This window comes from Pseudomonas sp. SK3(2021) (genome assembly GCF_016772375.1).
Classification (GTDB): Bacteria; Pseudomonadota; Gammaproteobacteria; order Pseudomonadales; family Pseudomonadaceae; genus Aquipseudomonas; species Aquipseudomonas chlororaphis_I.
Genome location: NZ_CP061943.1, coordinates 4,555,814 through 4,577,365, shown reverse-complemented (window position 1 = coordinate 4,577,365; position 21,552 = coordinate 4,555,814). Strand labels below are relative to the sequence as shown.

The window sequence follows — 21,552 nt, the reverse complement described above, 5'->3', positions numbered from 1 at the left end:
GCTCAGAGGGCGCGTGCCAGCAGGTCCATGAAGCGGTCGATCTGTGCTTCGTCGTTGAGCAGCCCGGGCGCGGTGCGGATCACCGGGCCGACGTCGCGGTCCACGGCATCGGCCACCACGCGGTTTTTCATCAGGTAGGCGGCGATCGCGTCGCTGTCCTTGCCCTTGACCCGGAAGAAGGTGAAGCCGGCGGACAGCCCGCTGCTCAGCGGCGTCACCAGCTCGATCTGCGGATGTTGCTGCAGGCGTCGTTTCAGGTAGCTGTTGAGGCTGTGGATGCGCGCCTGGACCTCGGCCTTGCCCAGTTCCAGGTGCAGCTTGAAGGCTTCGTCCAGCGCCCAGCGGTGCTCGAAGGCGTGGTAGCCGCCGGGCGACATGGAGGTGGCGAAATTGTTGTCTTCGGAGAAGGTCGGCGTCATCGGGGTGACGTCCTTGAGCTCCTCGGAGCGGGCACAGACGATGCCCGTGCCGCGCGGGCCGAACATCCACTTGTGGGTGCCGGCGATGAAGAAGTCGCAATGCATGTCCGGAAAGCTCAGGTCTTCCACGCCGAAACCGTGCACGCCATCGATCACGTAGAGGATGCGCTCCTGCTCGGCGCGCTCGCGGTTGAGTTCCTCCACCAGCTGGCCGATCTGGCCGATCGGCAGTTTCACGCCGCTGCCGGACTGTACCCAGGTCATGCCCAGCACCCGGGTGTTGGGACGGATACTGCGCTTGATCGAGCCCAGCACTTCGTCCGCCGACACCGTATGGGCGTTCTCGAACAGCTTGATCTTGCGCACCTGGGTGCCTTGTTTTTTCGCCCGGAAGGCCAGGCTGTACTCGGTGGAATAGTGCTCGTGGACGGTGGTGAGGATCTCCTGGTCCGGGCGCACATGGAGGCCGCCGTAGATCATCGCCAGGCCTTCGCTGGTGCTGCCGGTCAGGGCGATCTGCCCGGGCTTGGCGTCCAGGTAGCGCCCGGCCCATTTGCGCACCTCGGCTTCGCGTTTCCAGGTTTCCTCCAGGTCCCAGTCCATGGCCAGGCCGGGGTTGCGGTCGAGGCTCGCGCGGTGGCGCTCGATGGCATCGCGCACCGGCTTGGGGTGGGAGGTCACCAGGAAGTTGGAGAAGTGCAGGTAGTCCGGGTCCTGGTCGAACAATTGGCGCAGTTGCAGCCATTTGTCCCCGGACGCCAGCGCGCTGTCGCGGGCTGCGTCGGCCGGGGCCAGGGCGGCGAGGGCGGCATTGCCCAGCGGCAGGCCGGCGGCGAGGACACCGGCCTGCTTGAGAAAGGTACGACGGTCAGTCATGGGTCGGTTTCACTTGTCGGCAAAAGAGGTTCAACGGTTGGCTACCGGGCGCGCGGCCTTTTGCACCTGGTCCCAGACCCGCAGGAAGTTGCCGCCCCAGAGCTTGGCGATGTCCGCCTCGGAGTAGCCGCGCGACAGCAGCTCGGCGGTGACGTTGCGGATCTCGCCGACGTTCTCCCAGCCCTTGACCCCGCCGCCCTCGTTGAAGTCCGAGCTGATGCCGACATGGTCGATGCCGATCTTGCGCACGCTGTAGTCGATGGCGTCGCCCAGGTCCTTGAGGGTCGCCTTGGGTTCTTCCTCGAGGATGGCGTACAGCTCGCTGGCGTACTGGCCGAACTTCTGTTCCGGCCAGGCCGAGATGATCGGGTCGCCCGGCATCAGGGCCATGGCCAGGTTCGGCAGCGGCGGCAGGTCGAAGCGCGCGCGCAGGGCGTTGAGCTTGTCCTGGGTGGCCTGGGTCAGCGGGCGCAGGTACTGCGAGAAGCCGACCACCTGGACCACGCCGCCGCTGTTCTTGATCAGCTGCATTTCCTTGTCGCTGAGGTTGCGCGGGATATCCACCGAGGCCCGTGGCGCCGAGTGCGAGGCCACCATCGGCGTGCGGCTTAGCTGCGCCACCTGCTCCAGGGCCTTGGTCGACATCTGCGAGACATCGATGATCACCCCCAGGTCGTTGAGGCGGTGCACCGCCTGCTTGCCGGTCTCCGACAGGCCATCGAGGGCGTCCGGCGAGTCGTTGAAGAACGGCAGCGGCCGCGAGGAGTCGGCCCAGGCGTTGTTGCCGATGTAGCTGAAGCCGAACATGCGCATGCCACGGGCGGCCCACAGGTCCAGCAGGTCCAGGTCGTTACCCAGGGGGTAGGCGTTGAGCATGCTGATGAAGATCGCGAACTTGCCTTCGCCGTGCAGGCGGCGGAAATCGTCCGGGGTGTAGGCGATACCGACCTGGTTGGGGAAGTCGCGGACCATGCCGGAGATGATCTTGTAGCGCACCTCCTGCTGGTTGCGCGCTTCCTCGACAAAGCCCTCGGTGGGGCGGTGCGGTGCGTTGGGGCCATTCCACATTTCCGGCCAGCCGAAGATGGTCAGGGCCGCGCCGGACAGGCGCCCGCGGTTGGCCTTGACCAGGTCGAACTGGCCACCGCCGTCCTTGTCGAACTCGTTGCCGGCGGCGCCGAAATCCAGCGGCAGGCTGATGTGGCTGTCGAACGACAGGATGCGCTCCTGCAATTCATCGGCCTGCTTGAGCACCTTGACCGGGTAGCCGGGGTTGCCACGCAAGCCGTAGTCCCAGGCCAGCAAGCCTGCTCCGGCGCCGATGGCCAGGGCCAGCGGCAGACCGATGTAAAGAGCCTTTTTCGAACGTGGTTTTGTCATTGCCATCTCAGTCGGGTTCGCCGTCGGGGGTAAGCATCAGGGTGCAGGCGTGCCGGTACAGGTGCAGCGCCTTTGCTATCTGGGAAGAACGAGCGAGGCCGGTGGAAAATTAGGCCCCGCGGCCGGCCTGCGCGGCGGGCGCGGGCCTTTGTTGGCGCCGCTTAAATTTCCCCACTCTGCAAACGTCCTAGCTGGGATAAAGCCTGCTTCAGGGCTGACACAGGTAGGGCAATGACGATTTCTCGACGAGGGTTTATCGCAGGCTTGGCGCTCACTGGAGCTGCGGTGCCCGCGGCCATTTATGCGCACCGTGAGCTGACGCGTGAGGAGGCGCTGGAAACCCCCGGCGAAGCGACGGTCGATCTGGCGGACACCGCCGGCCAGCAATTGGCGGACAAGCTGCGCGGGGTCTGGACCCTGCGCTTCGAGGGGGCGGACGCCGGCCTGGCGGGCCTGCCGCGCGAGGGGCTGGAACTGTTTCTCGACATTGCCCAGCGCGGGCGCGGCCTGCGCGGCTACCTGGACCGTGCCGAGGTATTGCGTGGCGAGGCCGAGCCGCGTTACCGGGTGGTCGGCGATCTGCTGGCACCCGATCCGCAGCGGCTCTACTGGCGCCTGGTAAGCGCCGATGCCCGCGACGGTGCGCCTTGTTATGAGTTCAGCGTGGTGCTCGACGAGGTCTGGGCCGATTTCGGCAACGCCGGCAGCGGCACGCTCAGCGGGCGTATCCTGCGCCTGGACCGGCCGCTGGCGCTGCCCGAGCAAGACAATCGCTTCGTTGCCACCAAGCAATTGTTCCCCGAAGCCCGCCAGCGCATCGGCCTGAATCCGACGTTGCTGGCCTGGCTGGTTTCCCCCGAGCACCGGCTGTTTCACCAGCTGTGGCACGCCTCGCGGGACAAGTGGCACACCCTGTCCGAAGACAAGCGCGACGCCCTGCGCGGCATCGGCTGGCAGCCCGGCCCGCGTGGCCAGGAGCGTGACGCCCGGGGCAAGCGCAAGGACCGCAACGGCTCGGGCATCGATTTCTTTTTCATGCACCGGCACATGCTCGGCACCGCGCGTTCCATGCAGGACCTGCCGTCCTGGCTGAACTTCCCGAGCCCGCAGCCGGAACTGGAACGCGATCGCCAGGGGTTTGCCCGTTATTTCGACAATCACGACGGCTTCGCCTTGCCGCCGACCTGGCTGGCCAGCGACGACGCCGAGTACACCCAGTGGGTCAGCGACATCAAGACCGCCGAGACCTACCACAGCAATTTCCAGGTCTGGGAATCGCGTTATCGCGACCCGCGCTACCTGTCGACGCTGACCCTGGGGCAGTTCGGTTCCGAGCTGGAACTGGGCCTGCACGACTGGCTGCACATGCGCTGGGCCTCGGTGCCGCGCGATCCCTCCAACGGCGCGCCGGTGCCGTTCGCCCGCGATCCGGCGGACTTTTCGGCGCGCTGGTACGCCGCGGAAAACGACTTCCTCGGCGATCCGTTTTCTTCCCATGTGAGCCCGGTGTTCTGGTATTTCCACGGCTGGATCGACGACCGCGTGGAAGACTGGTTCCGCGCCCACGAGCGCTTCCATCCGGGTGAAGTCAGCCGCCTTGAAGTCAATGGCGTGCCCTGGTTCGCCCCCGGGCGCTGGGTCGAGGTCGACGACCCCTGGCTGGGCCCGGACACCCACGGTTGCAGCACCACCCCCGGCCTGCAACTGGGGCGCTCGGTGGAGATGGACCCGGAAACCATGAAGCTGGCTTTGCGCATCACCTTCGCCGAGGACGACAAGCTGGCCGGGCTGTTGCGCAAAGTGCCCAGGCGGCCGTGGTATGCCCGCCACCTGAAGGTGCGCGAGCGACAGTTGTAAGCAGCAGTCGGTCGAGATTATTCGCGAAAAACGATGACGCGGTTTGACAGGTGCACCGCGTCGTCTTTATCGCGAGCAAGCTTCGCTCCTACAGAATCCGAAAGCCTTGCACCTGTCCCTGTAGGAGCGAGCTGGCTCGCGATAGCCGCGCAGCGGCGCTCCATCGGCTATCGCGCATCTGGCTTCAGAGCGCTTGCCAACCCCCACCCAACGCCTTGTACAGGGCCACGCTGGCCTGCAGCCGCGACAGACGCAGCTGCACGTTCTGGTCCTGGGCGGCGTACAGGGTGCGCTGGGTTTCCAGGACCGTGAGCAGGTCGGCGGCGCCGGCCTGGTAGCGGCTCTGGGCGATGTCGAAGGCGATCTGCGCCTGGCGCAGTTCTTCGCTCTACAGAATCCGAAAGCCTTGCACCTGTCCCTGTAGGAGCGAGCTGGCTCGCGATAGCCGCGCAGCGGCGCTCCATCGGCTATCGCGCATCTGGCTTCAGAGCGCTTGCCAACCCCCACCCAACGCCTTGTACAGGGCCACGCTGGCCTGCAGCCGCGACAGACGCAGCTGCACGTTCTGGTCCTGGGCGGCGTACAGGGTGCGCTGGGTTTCCAGGACCGTGAGCAGGTCGGCGGCGCCGGCCTGGTAGCGGCTCTGGGCGATGTCGAAGGCGATCTGCGCCTGGCGCAGTTCTTCGCTCTGCCATTGCCGCTGCTGGTCCAGGCCGCGAATGCTGTTGAGGGCCTTTTCCACATCGGCGAAGCCGTTGACGATCGCCCCGCGATAGCTTTCCAGCAGCTCTGCCTGGCGCGCCCGGGCCCGGTCGCGCTCGGCGCTCAGGCGGCCGGCGTTGAAGATCGGTGCGACCAAGGCGCTGGTCAGGTTATAGAACGGGCTGCGCAGGATATCCGAGGCGGTATCGGCGCCCGAACCGAGGCTGGCGCTCAGGGTGACGCTGGGTAGCATTGCCGCCCGCGCCACCGTGACGTCGGCCTGGGCGGCGGCGAGCCTGGCTTCGGCGCTGGCGATGTCCGGGCGGCGGATCAACAGGTCGCTGGGCACGCCGGCGTCGATGTCTGGCCAGGTCAGTTGGGCGAAAGGCTGCTGGCCGAGATCGAGGCTCTGCACCGGCTGGCCAAGCAGGGCGGCGAGGGTGATCCGCGCGTCCTCGGCCTGTTGCCGCAGCAAGGGCAACTGGCGCTGCTGGGCGGCCACCAGGCTCTTCTGCTGGGCCAGTTCCAGGGCGGTGGCCGAGCCCGAGTCGTAGCGGGTCTGCACCAGCCTGAGCACGCTTTGCGCATTGGCCAGGTTGAGTTCGGCGATGCGGCTCTGCTCGCGCAGCGACAGCACCTGGGTGTAGCTGTTGGCCACGCCGCCGAGCAGGGTCAGCTCGACGGTGGCCTGGTCGAATTCGCTGGCCCGCAGGCTTTCCACGGCGCTGTCGCGGGCTGCGCGCTTGCCGCCCCAGAAGTCGATTTCATAGCTGGCACTGAGGCTGGCGTTGAAGTAGTCCACGGCCTTGTTGCTGCTGTCGGCGTCCAGTTGGCTGTAGCCGTTGCCGCGCAGCAGCTTCTGCCGGTTGGCGTTGAGCGCGCCCTTGAGTTCCGGCAGCAACGGCGCGCCGGCGACCACCGCCGTGGCTTGCGCCTGGCGCACCCGGGCCATGGCGGCGGCCAGGTCGTGGCTGCCCAGGCGGGCCTGTTCGATCAGGCGCTGCAGTTCCGGGCTGCCGAAGCGGGTCCACCATTGCCGGTTGTCTTGCTGCGCGGCCGCGGTATGGGGCGAGTGCCAGGCGGGCGGGGCCTGCAAGCCACTGTCCGGGCGCGGCGCGGGGCCGCTGCAGGCCGCCAGCAACAGGCTGGCGGCGATAAGGCTGAGGGACGCTTTCATAGGTCGATCATTCACTGGTGAGGGCCGTGACCGGGTCGAGTCGGGCTGCTTTGCGGGCCGGCATGAAGCCGAAGACGACGCCGGTGACCAGGGCGCAGGCGAAGGCGCCCAGGACCGCCACCAGGGAGAAGGCCACCGCCACTTCGCTGAGGATCAGGATGCCGCCGATGATCAGCGCCACGCCGATCCCGGCCAGGCCGCCGACCACCGAGAGCATCACCGCCTCGGTGAGGAACTGGCGCAGGATGTCGCGCTGGCGGGCGCCGGTGGCCATGCGGATGCCGATCTCGCGGGTGCGTTCGCGCACGGTCATGAGCATGATGTTCATCACCCCGATGCCGCCCACCAGCAGCGAGATCGCGGCGATGGCGCCGAGCATCAGCGACAGGGTGTTCTGGGTCCGGGCCTCGGCCTGGATCATCGCCGCGTTGTTGGTCAGCTCGAAGTCGCGCTTGCCGCCGTGCATGCGCAGCATCAACTGGTCGATGGCCTGTTCGGCCTCCTTGACCTTGCGCGCATCGCTGGTGGCGATCGCCACGTACTCCGGGTTGTGGCTGCCGAACAGGCGGATGCTCGCGGCGGAGTAGGGGATGGCGATGCGGTCGTCGCTGTCCTGGTCGCCGGAGCTGGCGCCTTTTTCCGCCAGCACGCCGACCACCTGGAACGGCACGTTCTCGATCAGGATGTACTGGCCGATGGGGTTGGCCACGTCCTTGAGCAGCTTGTCGCGGACTTTCTTGCCGATCACCGCCACGGCCGCCGCGCCGCGCTCGTCGGCCTCGGTGAAATAGCTGCCCTCGACCACCGGCCAGTTGAAGATGGCCGGGAAGTGGGTGTCGTTGCCGCCGACGTAGCTGGTGTGGTCGACATTGCCGAAGCGCACGCCGGCCTCGGCGCCATTGACCGGCATGATGCGCTTGACCTGCGGCAGGGCGGCCAGGGCGGCGACGTCGTCGAGGGTGATGATGCCGGGCGGGGTGCGCGGGTTGGGCATGTAGCCGCTCAAGTAAATGATGTTCGAGCCAAAGGCGCCCATCTGCGCCATGACCTGGCGCTTGCTGCCTTCGCCCACCGCCAGCATCACCACCACCGAGGCCACGCCGATGACGATCCCCAAGAGGGTCAGGGCGGTGCGGAAACGGTTGATCCACATCACCCGCCAGGCCGCCTGCACGGCGTCCAGCAGTTCGCCTTTCCAGGCGCCATTGTGTTCGCTGCCGTCGGCCAGGCGCTGGCGCAGGTCCACCGCCTGCAGGGCACCGCCGCTGGCGCTGGCCTGGACCTCGGGGTGGTCGTCGGCGGTGTCGCTGACGATCTCGCCGTCGCGGATTTCGATGAGGCGCTTGGCCCGGGCCGCGACTTCGCGGTCGTGGGTGATGAGGATCACCACGTGGCCCTGGCTGGCCAGTTCGTCGAGCAGCGCCATGACCTCGGCGCCGCTGTGGCTGTCGAGGGCGCCGGTGGGTTCGTCGGCGAGGATGATGTGGCCGCCGTTCATCAGCGCGCGGGCGATCGACACCCGCTGCTGCTGGCCGCCGGACAACTGGTGCGGGCGGTTGCCGGTGCGGCTGGCCAGGCCCAGGCGCTCGAGCAGGGCGGCGGCGCGGGCGTGGCGCTCGGCCGCCGGGGTGCCGGCATAGATCGCCGGCATCTCGACGTTTTCCTGGGCCGAGCCGGACGGGATCAGGTGGTAGCCCTGGAACACGAAGCCGAAGGCTTCGCGGCGCAGCCAGGCCAGTTCGTCGCTGCCCAGCCGGGCGACGTTTTCCCCGGCGAACAGGTATTCGCCCGAGGTCGGGCGGTCGAGGCAGCCGAGGATGTTCATCAGCGTCGATTTGCCGGAGCCGGAAGCACCGACGATGGCGACGAATTCGCCGGCATGGATCGACAGGTCGATGCCACGCAGCACGTCCACTTGCGGCGTGTCACCGCCGCCGTAGGATTTGCGGATGCCCTTGAGGTCGATCAGCGGGGTCTGCATTCAGCCTCCGCTGCCTTGTGCGGGACCGATCAGCAGGTGATCGCCTTCGACGAGGCCGTCCAGGACCTGGATACGCAAGCGGTCACTGATGCCGACCCGTACCTTGCGCTCCTCGATCGAACCGTTTTTCGCCACCACCCGGGCCAGCTGCACGCCGCTGTCGGCGCCGCTTTGCAAGGCGGCAATCGGCGCGGTGAGAACGTCCTGGGCGCGGTCGGCGACAAAAAACACCTGGGCGGTCATTTCGGCCATCAACGCATTGTCGGCGTTATCCACATCCAGCAGTACGGTGTAGAGCACCACCCGGCCGCTGCCGCTCTTGCTCGAACTGTTGGGGCTGCCGCTGCCCTGGCTGCTTTCGTTCAGCGGCTTGGGCGGGATCGGCAGGATCTGCCGCACGGTGCTGGTCCAGCGCCGGGCGCCGCCGCTCAAGGTGGTGAAGTAGGCGCTCATGCCCGGTTTGACGTGGCCGATATCGGCTTCGGAGACTTCGGCCCAGACCGTCATCGGCGACAGCCGGGCGATGCGCAGGATCAACGGCGTCTGCTGCTGGGCGTTGAGGGTCTGGCCTTCGCGGGCGTCCACCGCGACCACGGTGCCGGACATCGGCGCGTAGATCCGCGTATAGCCCAGCTCGGCCTGGTCGCTGCGCAGGCTGGCCTGGGCCTGGCGGATCTGCGCCTGGATCATGTCGATCCGCGCCTGGGTGGCCTTGAGTTCGGCGCGGGCGGTCTGCACGTCTTCGTCGCGGGTCGCGCCGCCGGCGGCGAGGTTCTGCTGGCGCCGGTACTTCTGCCGGGCCAGCTCGTTCTGCGCCCGCTGCTCTTGCAGCTGGGCCTGCAGGTTCTCGATGGAGAAGCGGCTGGCGTCGAGCTTGGCCTGCTGGGTGGCGGGGTCGATCTCCACCAGCAGCTGGCCCTGCTTGACCGGGTCGCCGGCTTCGACGTGGATCTTGCGGATCTGCCCGGACGCCTGGGCGCCGACGTCGACATAACGCCGCGGTTGCAGGGTGCCCAGGGCGGTCACGCTGCTTTCGATGGTGCCGCGGCTGACCTGCACGGTGGCGAACTGGTCGCGCCCCGGCGGCAGGATCTGCCAGGCGGCGAGGGCGACGATGGGAATCAGACACAGGGTGACAAGCAGGGCGCGTCGGGGATGACGGGGACGTTTCATGCAGGGTTCCGGCCAATGGAAGTCGGCCCGTCGACCGGCCGGGCCCAGGGGCGTGGGCAGGGCAGGAGGCTGTCGATGGCGCGACAGATACGGGGAGCTGTCAGGTAGACGAGAAGCGCCGGGGGGAATTTAAGCCATGACACATGGCGTTACAGGTGCAGGGGATTACAGGTCAGGCGACGAAAATAAATCCGCCTGACCGACGCAGCACTTTAAATCTATATGAGAATTACTATAAATTACGCCACTTCTAAACTGCCATCATCGAATCGCCTGCCCAGGGGCGGGGCGCCGGTTGTGCTCAAGGACAAAGCCGCGTATCGCGGTCGGGAGTCGTGTTGGAAAACTACTATCGCGAGCTGGTGTGTTTCCTCAACGCCAAGCTGGGCAACCTGCAGGTGGCCGAAGATGTGGTGCATGACGCTTACGTGCGGGTGCTGGAGCGCTCCAGCGACACGCCGATCGAGCAACCGCGGGCCTTCCTCTATCGCACCGCGCTGAACCTGGTGATCGACGGCCATCGGCGCAACGCCTTGCGCCAGGTCGAGCCGCTGGATGTGCTCGACAATGAAGAGCGCTTCTTCAGCCCGTCGCCACAAACCAGCATCGACCACGGCCAGCGCCTGGACATGCTGCAACGGGCACTGGCGGAGCTGCCGGTGCTGTGCCGGGAAAGCTTCCTGCTGCGCAAGCTCGAAGGCCTGTCCCACCCCGAGATCGCCGAGCGCCTGGGGATTTCCCGCAGCCTGGTGGAGAAGCACATCGTCAACGCGATGAAACATTGCCGGGTGCGGGTCCGGCAGTGGGACGCCCATTGATCCTTCCTGGTTAAATTTTTTTTCACTGTCCTCGTTCCTACTCAACAGACGACCTGCTGCCTCGCCATGGGCCGATCAGGTCACCGTCGATTTCTCCCCGCGTTGAGGGATTTATCCAGAGGACACTGGAAATGACACAGGCAATTGCATCGACCATCGTTCACGACCTGATCGGTATCGGTTTCGGCCCCTCGAACCTGGCGCTGGCTATCGCGCTGGAAGAACGTGGCCAGATCCAGGGGCCGCTGGACGCGCTGTTTCTCGACAAGCAGGCCGATTACCGCTGGCACGGCAACACCCTGGTGGCCCAGAGCGACCTGCAGATTTCCTTTCTCAAGGACCTGGTGACCCTGCGCAACCCGACCAGCCCGTACTCCTTCGTCAACTACCTCAAGCACCACGGCCGCCTGGTGGACTTCATCAACCTGGGCACCTTCTATCCGTGCCGCATGGAGTTCAACGACTACCTGCGCTGGGTCGCCGGGCACTTCCAGGAGCAGAGCCGCTACGGCGAAGAAGTGCTGGCCGTCGAGCCGGTGCTGCACAACCAGCAGGTCGAGGCGCTGCGGGTGATTTCCTGTGACAGCCAGGGCCAGGAATTCGTCCGTACCAGCCGTTCGGTGGTGGTCAGCCCTGGCGGCACGCCGCTGACCCCGGATACCTTCAAGGCGCTCAAGGACGACGGCCGGGTGTTCCACCACGCGCACTACCTGGAGCGCATGGCCAACCAGCCGTGCACCCGCGGCAAGCCGATGAACGTGGCGATCATCGGTGGCGGGCAGAGCGCGGCGGAGGCCTTCATCGACCTCAACGACAGCTTCCCGTCGGTGCAGGTGGACATGCTGATGCGCGGTTCGGCGCTGAAGCCGGCGGACGACAGCCCGTTCGTCAACGAAGTGTTCTCGCCGGCCTTCACCGACCGGGTGTTCCAGAAGCCCAGGGGCGAGCGCGAGCGCCTGGTCCACGAGTACCAGAACACCAACTATTCGGTGGTGGACGTCGACCTGATCGAACGCATCTACGGGATTCTCTATCGGCAGAAAGTCTCCGGCATCGCGCGCCATGCCTTCCGCACCCTGACCACCGTGGAGAAGGCCACCGCCACTGAACAGGGCATCGAACTGCTGCTGCGCGACACTTCCACCGGCGAGCTGAGCCCCCGGCTCTACGACGCGGTGATCCTGGCCACCGGCTACGAGCGCCAGACCCACCGCGCATTGCTGGCGCCGCTGGAAGCCTACCTGGGCGATTTCGAAGTGGACCGCAACTACCGGGTCATCACCGACGAGCGCTGCAAGGCCGGCATCTACACCCAGGGCTTCAGCCAGGCCAGCCATGGCCTGAGCGACACCTTGCTGTCGGTGTTGCCAATCCGTGCCGAGGAAATCGCCGCCTCGCTGTACGAGCACGACAAGGGCCGCCACAGCCGTTCGGTGCGCGACCTGTTGCTGGCCACCGCCAGCTGATTGTCCGGGTAACGGTGTAGGAGCGAGCTTGCTCGCGAAAAAATGGTCCGGCTTGCAGGCTCCATTGGCGGGTCCGACGCTTCGCGAGCAATCGAGCGTCGACCGGCTGCTCCTACAGGTCCAACGTCTTCGATCCCCCCGTATTTCCTAGCGCTTGGCCTTCTCTGTCGGCCCCTTCCTGAACCTTCGCTGAAGAACTTTTCGATTCCCCCGCCCGGGCCTTTTCCATCGATTTACTCGGCAAAAACCGCGGCGTAAGCTGCGCGCGTTTTCCATCAAGGGCAGATCCACAGTGGGTACTTGTTCGAGTGACAGTAGTCGGCCGGTTTCGATAACCGGCGCCTTCCCGGCAAGATAACGCGCCCGCTTTTTTTGCGCCGTTGTCTCGCCATGACAGCGAGCGGCGGCTTCCCGATCGTGGCCTTCAGGGCCCGTTCCCGATGTCCTTCTCATCGACACTGCAACAGTGGGTGATGCCTGGCCTGGCGCCGCATCGCCGCGCTACGGCTGCGCCTGCTTGCGCGGTCGGCGGACCATACCCGGCTGTGAGTCTCCCGGCGCCGACCGTTAGGGGACACACCATGAACCTCACCCTGCTCAAAGAGTTTTTTGCCGGCTTCCTGCGGACCCGGCATTTCGCCCGGCACTTTCGCCGCCTGGCCTTGCTGGAAAGCTTCAGCGACGCCAGCGTCAGCCGCGACCTGCCGCCCAGCCTGGCGCAGACCCTGGTGGCCGCGGCCAACGACGAGGCCGCGCAGCTGCTGCAACGCTTCGGCAGCCACACCGATGGCCTGAGCGAGGCCGAGGCCCGGGCCCTGCGCGAACGGCATGGCCTCAACGAGGTCGAGCACGAGCAGCCGCTGCCCTGGTGGACGCACCTGTGGCATTGCTACAAGAACCCCTTCAACCTGCTGCTGACCCTGCTGGCGGTGATCTCCTGGCTGACCGAAGACATGAAGGCGGCCACGGTGATCTTGTCCATGGTGGTGCTCTCCACGTTGCTGCGTTTCTGGCAGGAGGCCAAGTCGAACAAGGCCGCCGACGCCCTCAAGGCGATGGTCGGCAACACCGCCACTGTACTGCGGCGCGATGTGGTCGATAGCGCGCCGTCGGTGTTCGCCAGGCTGCCTGGCGCGGCGGTGGCGCACCAGGGCCTGCAACGCCTGGAGCTGCCGATCCGGCTACTGGTGCCGGGCGACCTGATCCAGCTTTCGGCCGGCGACATGATCCCCGCCGATTGCCGGGTGCTCAGCGCCAAGGACCTGTTCGTCAGCCAGGCGGCGATGACCGGCGAATCGCTGCCGGTGGAGAAATTCCCGCGCCAGCAGGACGCCGCCACCCTCAACCCGCTGGAGCTGGACAACATCCTGTTCATGGGCACCAACGTGGTGTCCGGCGCGGCCACCGCGCTGGTCCTGGCCACCGGCAACGCCACCTATTTCGGCGCCCTGGCCCAGCGGGTCGGGGCCACCGACCGGGCGCCGACTTCGTTCCAGAACGGGGTGAACAAGGTCAGCTGGCTGCTGATCCGCTTCATGTTCGTCATGGCGCCGCTGGTGCTGTTCATCAACGGCTTCACCAAAGGCGACTGGATGGAGGCGCTGCTGTTCGCGCTGTCCATCGCCGTGGGCCTGACCCCGGAAATGCTGCCGATGATCGTCACCTCGACCCTGGCCAAGGGCGCGGTGTTCCTGTCGCGCAAGAAGGTCATCGTCAAGCGCCTGGACGCGATCCAGAACTTCGGCGCCATGGACGTGCTGTGCACCGACAAGACCGGCACCCTGACCCAGGACAAGATCTTCCTCGCCCGGCATGTGGATGTCTGGGGGGAAGAGTCCGAGGACGTGCTGGAAATGGCCTACCTGAACAGCTACTACCAGACGGGCCTGAAGAACCTGCTGGACGTGGCGGTGCTGGAGCATGTCGAAGTGCAGCGCGAGCTGCGGGTCGGCACGGCGTTCCAGAAGGTCGACGAGATTCCCTTCGACTTCAACCGGCGGCGCATGTCGGTGGTGGTTGCCGAGAAGGAGCATGCACACCTGCTGATCTGCAAGGGCGCGGTGGAGGAAGTGCTGGCGGTGTGCACCCGGGTGCGCCATGGCGCCGCCGAGGAAATGCTCAGCGACGAGTTGCTGGCGCGGATTCGCCAGGTCACCGCCGGGTTCAACGGCGAGGGCCTGCGGGTGGTGGCCGTGGCCGCCCGGCCGATGCCGCGGGGCCGCGACCGCTACAGCCTGGCGGACGAGCAGGGGCTGACCCTGATCGGCTACGTGGCGTTCCTCGACCCGCCCAAGGAAAGCACCGCGCCGGCGCTCCAGGCCCTGGCCGCCCATGGCGTGGCGGTGAAGGTGCTGACCGGCGACAACGAGCTGGTGACGGCGAAGATCTGTCGCGAAGTCGGCCTGGAGCAACAGGGCCTGCTGCTGGGCAACGACATCGAGCGCATGAGCGACGAACAACTGGCCAAGGCCGTGGAAACCACCAACGTCTTCGCCCGGCTCACGCCCTCGCACAAGGAGCGTATCGTCCGCCTGCTCAAGGACAATGGCCACGTGGTCGGCTTCATGGGCGACGGCATCAACGACGCACCGGCATTGCGCACCGCGGACATCGGCATTTCGGTGGACAGCGCCGTGGACATCGCCAAGGAGGCGGCGGACATCATCCTCCTGGAAAAAAGCCTGATGGTACTGGAGGAGGGCGTGCTGGAAGGGCGGCGGACCTTCGCCAACATGCTCAAGTACATCAAGATGACCGCCAGCTCGAACTTCGGCAACGTGTTCTCGGTACTGGTGGCCAGCGCCTTCATTCCATTCCTGCCGATGCTGCCGATGCACCTGCTGGTGCAGAACCTGCTGTACGACATTTCCCAGATCGCCATCCCGTTCGACAACGTCGATGACGACATGCTGGCCCGGCCCCAGCGCTGGCAACCAGCGGACGTCGGGCGCTTCATGCTGTTTTTCGGGCCGATCAGCTCGATCTTCGACATCGGCACTTTCGCCCTGATGTGGTACGTGTTCGACGCCAATACTCCGGACCACCAGGCGCTGTTCCAGTCCGGCTGGTTCGTGGTCGGGCTGCTGACCCAGACCCTGATCGTGCACATGATCCGCACGCCGAAGATCCCCTTCCTGCAAAGCCGCGCGGCCATGCCGCTGCTGGTGATGACAGGAGTGATCATGGCCATCGGCATCTTCCTGCCCATGGGCCCGCTGGCGCACTACTTCAAGCTGCAGGCGCTGCCGTCGCTGTACTTCGTGTTCCTGCCGGCGATCCTGCTGGCGTACATGGCGCTGACCCAGGCGGTGAAGGGCTTTTATATCCGCCGGTTCGGCTGGCAATGAGCGCAACGCCGCACCCAATCCTGTAGCCGCTGCCGCAGGCTGCGCCAGGACCGCAGGTCCTCCGGCGTTGGCACGATCGCCACGGCCCTGCGGGCCGATCGCAGCCTGCGGCAGCGGCTACAGGGTTAACCGGCAATCGCCATCTGCTCGTAATACCTGCCGGTGCAAGATACCCGGCACCCTGGCCGTTCTCATCGCGGGCGGTCGGGGCCCGTCTGCTCGCTCCGGCAAAGTGCACCTATCCTGTAGGGGCAGCCGACCGTCGCGTACTCAAGGACTTGATGCATGCAAGCACTCCAGAACATCAACCTGACCTCCCTGGTGGACACCCTGGTCAGCCTCAGCGCGGCCTTTATCCTCGGCGGCCTGATCGGTTTCGAGCGCCAATACCGGCAGCGCACCGCCGGCCTGCGCACCAACGTGCTGGTGGCGGTGGGCGCGGCGATTTTCGTCGACATGGCCAACCGCCTCGGCGGCGCCGAAGGCGCGGTGCGGGTGGTGGCCTACGTGGTGTCCGGCATCGGTTTTCTCGGTGCCGGGGTGATCATGCGCGAGGAGGGCAACGTGCGTGGCCTGAACACCGCGGCCACCCTCTGGGCCTCGGCGGCGGTGGGTGCCTGCGCCGGTGCCGACCTGATCCTCGAGGCCTTTCTCGGCACGCTGTTCGTGCTGGCGGCCAATACCTTGCTGCGGCCGATCGTCAACAACATCAACCGCCAGCCGCTGGACGTGGTCTCCGCCGAGGTCACCAATATCGTCTATGTCATCGCCCATCGTTCCAAGCAGAAGGCTGTGTTCGCCCTGCTCGAAGCGGAGCTGGAGCGCAGCAACTACCCGGCCAGCGATATCGACGTCCATGCCTTCGGCAACGACGACGTGGAGATCGAAGCCACCCTGGCCACCACCTCGGTGGACGGCGACGAACTCGACGCGCTGGTGGCGCGCCTGTCCACCTCGGCCCTGGTGGAGCAGGCATTCTGGAGCCCCAGTACCACCGAATAGACCGCTCAATCGCTGGGTCGAGGCGCCTGTAAACGGCAGGCCTGTGCCGAGGGGAAAAAATGTCTGTCCACAGCGATTTTTGGGAATCGTCTTAAAGAGTCGGCCCGGGGCCATCGGATAGTCTGTCGAACCTCTGTGTTCAACCGAGAGTTGCCACGCCGATGCCCGACAAACGCTTGAGAATATTGATTGCCGACGCGTCCCGGGAGCAGTGTGGGCGCATCCAGCGTTTGTTGAGTGGCCTGGGGTATTTCCGTGTCGCGGCGGTGGGGTCTTTCCGCGAACTGGTGACCCTGACTCACTATTCCTGCGAGCCCTTCGAGAACTTCGACCTGTTGCTGCTCAGCGGCGAGCTGGCGCTTGCCGCCGGGGTGGACGCCGGTGTGTTCTGCCAGGGCAACCCGCAGATCCGCCATGCCATGATCTATGGCGGTCGCAGCGAACATGCATTGCCGGTGGTCCTCGGTGCCTCTGCGCTACAGGAGGTTCTCTGGGTGCGTGGCGCAACGCAGGAGATCCTCCAGCGCTTCATTGCCCATATCAATCCTCCCGCCTCCTCGGGCAAAGACCGAGCCTTCTGAATGCCGGAATGGCCCCCGGCAGTCGAACAGGGTTTGCGTCGTGCTACTGCAGGCGCATTACTGCCCGTCCTGTGGTTTTCCGATGGCCGCTGCCGGGGCCGGGCAGGTCTTTTGTCTCCATCCGGACCGGGCAGGAAACAGGACCCAAGGCCGCCCGTCGATACCCGTTGTGTACCGCCGATGCGGGCGGATATCCCGGGGAAACGAACATTTCGGGCTCAAGAAGTAGGGGAAAGGCTAATGCCGATCAGTTAAGGCTTTTTGTAGGAGCGGCCGGTCGAGCCCATCGCTTAACTGACTGGCATTAGGGGAAAGGCGCATTTTAGTCATGCGGAGTAGGGCTTTTCAGAAATCCCTTAGAGAAAACACTCGGCTGCTCCCCTAGCCTTTGTTCGTAGGCTTGGAGCCTGTCCTCTCAGACTTTTTTCATGGTCGCAAAAATGCCGAATAAAACGTTACGAATCCTGATTGCCGATGAACAGCATTTTCATCGAATGAAGATCGAGCGGGTGCTGAACCAACTGGGCTATTACCGGATCGCACCGATCCATCGACTCATCGAGGTGTTGAACATCGTGGAATATGGCAGTGAGCCAATGGACCTGCTGATCATCAACGCCTCGCTGGGGGGGCAGGCCCGGCTCGATATCGTGGCGTTCTGCATGGATAACCCGCAGATCCGTCATGTGCTGGTCTATGACTGCGAGCTTCTTGGTGTGCCTTCGATTCCACTCGGTCCGCAGCGCAAGATGTATATCAGCAGCCTGCCGGTGCCGGACCAGGAGACCATCAGCCGTTTGATGGGCACCATCGACACCGGCCGCCGGAGCAAGACCCTGGCGGCCGGAAAGTTTCCCAGCAGTTCCAATGAGGAAGAGATCGCATCCGATGGCATCAGGTTGAATGCCGTGGTGCGCTAGGACCTCAGTCCCACGCCGGCGCAATGCCGGCGGGGCTGGTCAGGCGATGACCGCGCTCCAGACTGGCGATGCGTTGCATCTCTGCCTCGCCCAGGGTCAGGGCACAGGCCTTGAGGTTGCTTTCCAGGTTCGCGCGCCTGGTCGAGGAGGGAATCACCGCATAACCCGATTGCATGGCCCAGGCCAGGGTCACTTGAGCCGGCGTCGCCCGATGCTGCTCGGCGATCTGCTGGATGATCGGGTCCTTGAGCACTTCACCGTAGGCCAGCGTCATGTACGAGGTGATGTGAATCCCCTGGCTTTGCGCGAACTCCACGACCTTGCGGTTCTGCAGGTAAGGATGCAGTTCGATCTGGTGGGTGGCGATGTGTTCGGCGCCGACCGCGGCGATGGCCTGTTTCATCAGGTCGTTGGTGAAGTTGGAAACACCGATCTGCCGGGTCAGCCCCAGTTGCCTGGCTTCCAGCAGCGCCGCCATGAACTCTTCGACCGGCACCTGGTTATCCGGGGACGGCCAGTGGATCAGGGTCAGGTCAAGGTAGTCGGTCCGCAGCTTGCGCAGGCTGTCCTTGAGGCTGGGGATCAGCTTGTCGCGGGCGAAATTGGCGACCCAGATCTTGCTGGTGACGAACAGCTCGTCGCGGGGGATGCCGCTGTCGGCGATGGCCTGGCCGACCTCGGCTTCGTTCTCGTAGATCTGTGCGGTGTCGATCGCCCGGTAGCCCAGCTCGAGCGCGGCGCTGACCGAGTCGATGACGACCTGGCCTTGCAGGCGAAAGGTGCCGAGGCCGAAAGCAGGTACAGACATGGATGACTCCAGATGGCAGTGGAAAGGCCACGAGTATCCCGGTCCGCACCTTTGAGAAAAACCGCCGGACAGGCAAAGGAATCTTTACCGCGAATCACGAATATCCCCGGCTGCCACAGAGACGGCGCACGCCCCCTCAGGAGCCGCCGGGCGACCCCGATCGATCCCCCGACTCCACACGCGACGGGTTCAGCCACGAGCTTGGAGAATCATGCAGGTAGTTGAACCGGTGGCGTACAGGCGACCATCGACGTCGTAGATCCGACCTTCGGCCAGGGCGGTGGAGCGGCCCAGGTGGACGATCTTGCCTTCGGCGCGGATCGGCCCGCTGCTGCCGGTCAGGGCCCGTACATAGCTGATGCGCAGGTCCAGGGTGGTGTAGCCCTGGCCCTTGTCCAGCCGGGTGTGGATCGCGCAGCCCATGCAGGAGTCCAGCAAGGTCGCGGCATAACCGCCGTGCACGCTGCCCAGCGGGTTGTAATGCCGGGCATCCGGGGTGCCCTGGAACACGAAGTGCCCGGCGGACCATTCGATGGGGATGAAGTCCATCAGCGTGCCGATGGGCGGCGAGGGCAATTCGCCGTTGCCGATCCCTGCGAAGAATTCGCTGGGGGACAGGGCGCTGACTTCGGCCAGGGACAGGCTGCCTGGGCCGGCCAGGCGCGCGCGGATGGCCTGTTCCTGGGCAATCCACTGGGCCAGGGTGGCCTCGCGTGATGGGCTGTGCATGGGCGTTTCCTCGCTGGGCGGAATAAGCTGACGAGCAAAATATTATGCTCGAAATATTATCCGGGCCAGTGTCAAAAACGCCATAGGTCGGAAGATCCGGCCTGGCTTCACCTCGAGCGCATCCTCAGGTCATATCGCTACGGCTGAACTCCTCGCCGAGAAAGTCGATCAGGGTGCGCACCGACGGCAGCAGGCCACGGCGCGACGGGAAGATCGCATGGACGATCCCGCACTTGGGCGCCCAGTCCGGTACCAACTGCACCAGGCGCCCGGCGGCCACATTGTCGCGCACCACCACGCTGGGCAGGTGGACGATGCCGATCCCCGCCAGGGCCGCCTGGCGCAGGGCGATCAGGTCGTCGGTGACCATCCGCGGCTTGTAGCGAATCTGCGCCAGGGCCTCGTTCGGGCCGAACAGCTCCCACTGGTATTCGCGCTGCGCCGAGCCCCAGTGCAGGCTCGGCAGGCCGCTGAGGTCGGCGGGCGAGGCGGGGCTCGACAGCCGCGCGAGAAAGTCCGGGTGGCCGACCAGGCACTGGGTGCTGTTGCCCAGCACCTTCATCACCAGGTCGCTGCTTTCCAGCGGCGGGAAGCGCACCCGCAGGGCGATGTCGAAACCTTCGTGGATCACGTCGACCCGGCGGTTGGTGCTCTCGATGAACAGTTCCACCAGCGGGTACTTGAGCATGTAGCGGGTCAGCATCGGCCCGACCCAGGAATTGAGCAGCGCGGTCGGGCAACTGATGCGCACCAGGCCCTGGGGTTCGGAACGGTTGCGCTCGATGACCTCCGCGGCGCTTTCCGCTTCCACGCGCATCGCCAGGCAACGCTGGTAGTACTCATGGCCGATCTCGGTGAGCGAACAGTGGCGGCTGGTGCGGTGAATCAGGCGCACGCCGAGGCGTTCCTCGAGCTGGGCGATGCGCCGGCTGAGCTTGGACTTGGGCATGTCGAGGGCGCGCCCGGCGGCGGCGAAACCACGGTGTTCGACGACCTGGGTGAAGTAATAGAGGGTGTTGAGGTCTTCCACCATCGTTCTCCAGATAGAACGCTAAGGGCGATTTTTGCAGTCTAGTGCATCAAAGGTATGGGTTTTAAGGTGTATCCAACGAAATAACTCACCCATTTCGGAGACACCCACATGAAAAACATCATCGGTATCTACACCAGCCCACGGGCCCATTGGGTGGGCGACGGCTTTCCGGTACGTACGCTGTTTTCCTACGACAACCTGGGCAAGCACATCAGCCCGTTCCTGCTGCTCGACCATGCCGGCCCGGCTGAATTCACTCCGACCCAGGGGCGCCGTGGCGTGGGCCAGCATCCCCATCGCGGCTTCGAAACCGTGACCATCGTCTACAAGGGCGAAGTGGAGCACCGCGACTCCACCGGCAGCGGCGGCAAGATCGGCCCTGGCGACGTGCAATGGATGACTGCGGCCTCGGGGATTCTCCATGAGGAGTTCCACTCCGCAGCGTTCGCCAAGTCCGGCGGCACCCTGGAGATGGTCCAGCTGTGGGTCAACCTGCCGGCGCGGGACAAGATGGCCGCCCCCGGTTACCAGACCATCCTCGATGGCGACATTCCGGCCATCGCCCTGAAGGGCAAGGCCGGCACCCTGCGGCTGATCGCCGGCGAGTTCGACGGCGTCAAGGGCCCGGCGCGTACCTTCACCCCGATCGACGTCTGGGACATCCGCCTGAATGCCGGCAAGCCCCTGAGCCTCGACCTGCACCAGGGGCGCAACACCGCCCTGGTGCTGCTGCGCGGCACGGTCCAGGTCAATGGCCAGGAACTGGTGCGCGAAGGCCAGCTGGTGCTGTTCGAACGCGATGGCGACCAGCTCAGCCTGGAAGCCAACAACGACGCGGCGGTGCTGTTGCTCAGCGGCGAACCGATCGACGAGCCCATCGTCGGCCACGGCCCGTTCGTGATGAACAGCGAGGCCGAGATCCACCAGGCATTCGTCGACTTCCAGTCCGGCCGTTTCGGCCAGATGCCCGGCTGACACCGACTTGCACGGGACGCGTAGGCCGGTTCCAGGCCCGCCGGTCCCGGAAATTCACCAGGAAGCGCCTCTGACCATTGCCCGCCCGGCCCTGGCCGGGCGGTGCCGATCGGCATCATGGCTACGCTTTCCGAACTGCAGGGTTCGTGGAACCGCCCGGATGCCGAGCGGTGGGCCGCGGTCTAGGCCCAGGCCATGCCGCACTGTCAGTTGCTGATCGAGAGCTACCTCAAGGCCCGGCAAGTGGCGAATGAGCACGCAGTGCTGGCTTCCCGGCGCTGAACGAACACCCCCACGCCGACTTCCAG

16 protein-coding genes and 2 pseudogenes are annotated in these 21,552 nt (G+C 65.5%); 9 read left to right on the top strand and 9 right to left on the bottom strand.

What is annotated here, in order from left to right; all coding sequences use genetic code 11:
• Window positions 1–2: 2 nt before the first annotated feature.
• Together pvdN and pvdM are read right to left on the bottom strand one after the other, a co-directional pair.
• A complete protein-coding gene (gene pvdN, locus IF690_RS19990) occupies window positions 3–1,295 on the bottom strand; it encodes a pyoverdine-tailoring periplasmic protein PvdN (RefSeq protein WP_202697072.1) in 1,293 nt (430 codons plus the stop codon).
• Between the two features lie 30 nt (window positions 1,296–1,325).
• Window positions 1,326–2,675: a pyoverdine-tailoring dipeptidase-like protein PvdM gene (gene pvdM, locus IF690_RS19985; RefSeq protein WP_202697071.1), complete on the bottom strand. Its 1,350-nt coding sequence runs from the start codon at window positions 2,673–2,675 to the stop codon at window positions 1,326–1,328.
• 231 nt (window positions 2,676–2,906) lie between these two features.
• On the opposite strand from pvdM, the gene pvdP reads away from it, so the two are divergent.
• Window positions 2,907–4,532: a pyoverdine maturation tyrosinase PvdP gene (pvdP, locus tag IF690_RS19980; RefSeq protein ID WP_202697070.1), complete on the top strand. Its 1,626-nt coding sequence runs from the start codon at window positions 2,907–2,909 to the stop codon at window positions 4,530–4,532.
• 184 nt (window positions 4,533–4,716) lie between these two features.
• Here pvdP and IF690_RS19975 read toward each other — a convergent pair.
• From IF690_RS19975 to IF690_RS19960, 4 genes and pseudogenes are all read right to left on the bottom strand, one after another.
• Window positions 4,717–4,917: pseudogene (locus IF690_RS19975) on the bottom strand (TolC family protein); the annotation flags it as partial.
• A gap of 99 nt (window positions 4,918–5,016) precedes the next feature.
• Window positions 5,017–6,411, bottom strand: a complete 1,395-nt coding sequence (locus IF690_RS19970; RefSeq protein ID WP_202697069.1) for an efflux transporter outer membrane subunit — start codon at window positions 6,409–6,411, stop codon at window positions 5,017–5,019.
• A 7-nt stretch (window positions 6,412–6,418) separates the two neighbouring features.
• Window positions 6,419–8,392: a MacB family efflux pump subunit gene (locus tag IF690_RS19965; RefSeq protein ID WP_202697068.1), complete on the bottom strand. Its 1,974-nt coding sequence runs from the start codon at window positions 8,390–8,392 to the stop codon at window positions 6,419–6,421.
• A complete protein-coding gene (locus IF690_RS19960) occupies window positions 8,393–9,565 on the bottom strand; it encodes an efflux RND transporter periplasmic adaptor subunit (protein ID WP_202697067.1) in 1,173 nt (390 codons plus the stop codon). It abuts the gene before it with no gap.
• Between the two features lie 335 nt (window positions 9,566–9,900).
• Between IF690_RS19960 and IF690_RS19955 the strand changes: the two genes are divergently transcribed.
• From IF690_RS19955 to IF690_RS19930, 6 genes are all read left to right on the top strand, one after another.
• A complete protein-coding gene (locus IF690_RS19955) occupies window positions 9,901–10,383 on the top strand; it encodes a sigma-70 family RNA polymerase sigma factor (protein WP_286673830.1) in 483 nt (160 codons plus the stop codon).
• A gap of 131 nt (window positions 10,384–10,514) precedes the next feature.
• A complete protein-coding gene (locus IF690_RS19950) occupies window positions 10,515–11,849 on the top strand; it encodes a lysine N(6)-hydroxylase/L-ornithine N(5)-oxygenase family protein (protein ID WP_202697065.1) in 1,335 nt (444 codons plus the stop codon).
• A 581-nt stretch (window positions 11,850–12,430) separates the two neighbouring features.
• Window positions 12,431–15,196, top strand: coding sequence for a magnesium-translocating P-type ATPase (gene mgtA, locus IF690_RS19945; RefSeq protein WP_202697064.1), 2,766 nt, complete (start codon window positions 12,431–12,433; stop codon window positions 15,194–15,196).
• Window positions 15,197–15,481: 285 nt separating this feature from the next.
• Window positions 15,482–16,198 carry an MgtC/SapB family protein gene (locus tag IF690_RS19940; RefSeq protein WP_202697063.1) on the top strand — a complete coding sequence of 239 codons (717 nt, stop codon included), beginning with the start codon at window positions 15,482–15,484 and terminating at the stop codon, window positions 16,196–16,198.
• A gap of 161 nt (window positions 16,199–16,359) precedes the next feature.
• Window positions 16,360–16,779, top strand: a complete 420-nt coding sequence (locus IF690_RS19935; RefSeq protein WP_202697062.1) for a hypothetical protein — start codon at window positions 16,360–16,362, stop codon at window positions 16,777–16,779.
• Window positions 16,780–17,219: 440 nt separating this feature from the next.
• Complete coding sequence (locus IF690_RS19930; RefSeq protein WP_202701648.1) at window positions 17,220–17,699, top strand: ANTAR domain-containing protein; 480 nt, start codon at window positions 17,220–17,222, stop codon at window positions 17,697–17,699.
• Between the two features lie 4 nt (window positions 17,700–17,703).
• Here the strand turns inward: IF690_RS19930 and dkgB are convergent, their stop codons facing one another.
• The 3 genes from dkgB to IF690_RS19915 all read right to left on the bottom strand — a co-directional run bounded on the left by dkgB (window position 17,704) and on the right by IF690_RS19915 (window position 20,269).
• On the bottom strand, window positions 17,704–18,507 hold the full coding sequence (dkgB, locus tag IF690_RS19925) for a 2,5-didehydrogluconate reductase DkgB (protein ID WP_202697061.1): 804 nt from the start codon (window positions 18,505–18,507) through the stop codon (window positions 17,704–17,706).
• A gap of 189 nt (window positions 18,508–18,696) precedes the next feature.
• A complete protein-coding gene (locus IF690_RS19920; RefSeq protein WP_202697060.1) occupies window positions 18,697–19,236 on the bottom strand; it encodes a PaaI family thioesterase in 540 nt (179 codons plus the stop codon).
• A gap of 124 nt (window positions 19,237–19,360) precedes the next feature.
• Window positions 19,361–20,269, bottom strand: a complete 909-nt coding sequence (locus IF690_RS19915) for a LysR family transcriptional regulator (RefSeq protein ID WP_202697059.1) — start codon at window positions 20,267–20,269, stop codon at window positions 19,361–19,363.
• A 108-nt stretch (window positions 20,270–20,377) separates the two neighbouring features.
• On the opposite strand from IF690_RS19915, the gene IF690_RS19910 reads away from it, so the two are divergent.
• Window positions 20,378–21,244, top strand: a complete 867-nt coding sequence (locus tag IF690_RS19910; RefSeq protein ID WP_202697058.1) for a pirin family protein — start codon at window positions 20,378–20,380, stop codon at window positions 21,242–21,244.
• 70 nt (window positions 21,245–21,314) lie between these two features.
• Window positions 21,315–21,526 (top strand): annotated as a pseudogene (locus IF690_RS19905) (hydrolase); the annotation flags it as partial.
• Window positions 21,527–21,552 lie beyond the last annotated feature (26 nt).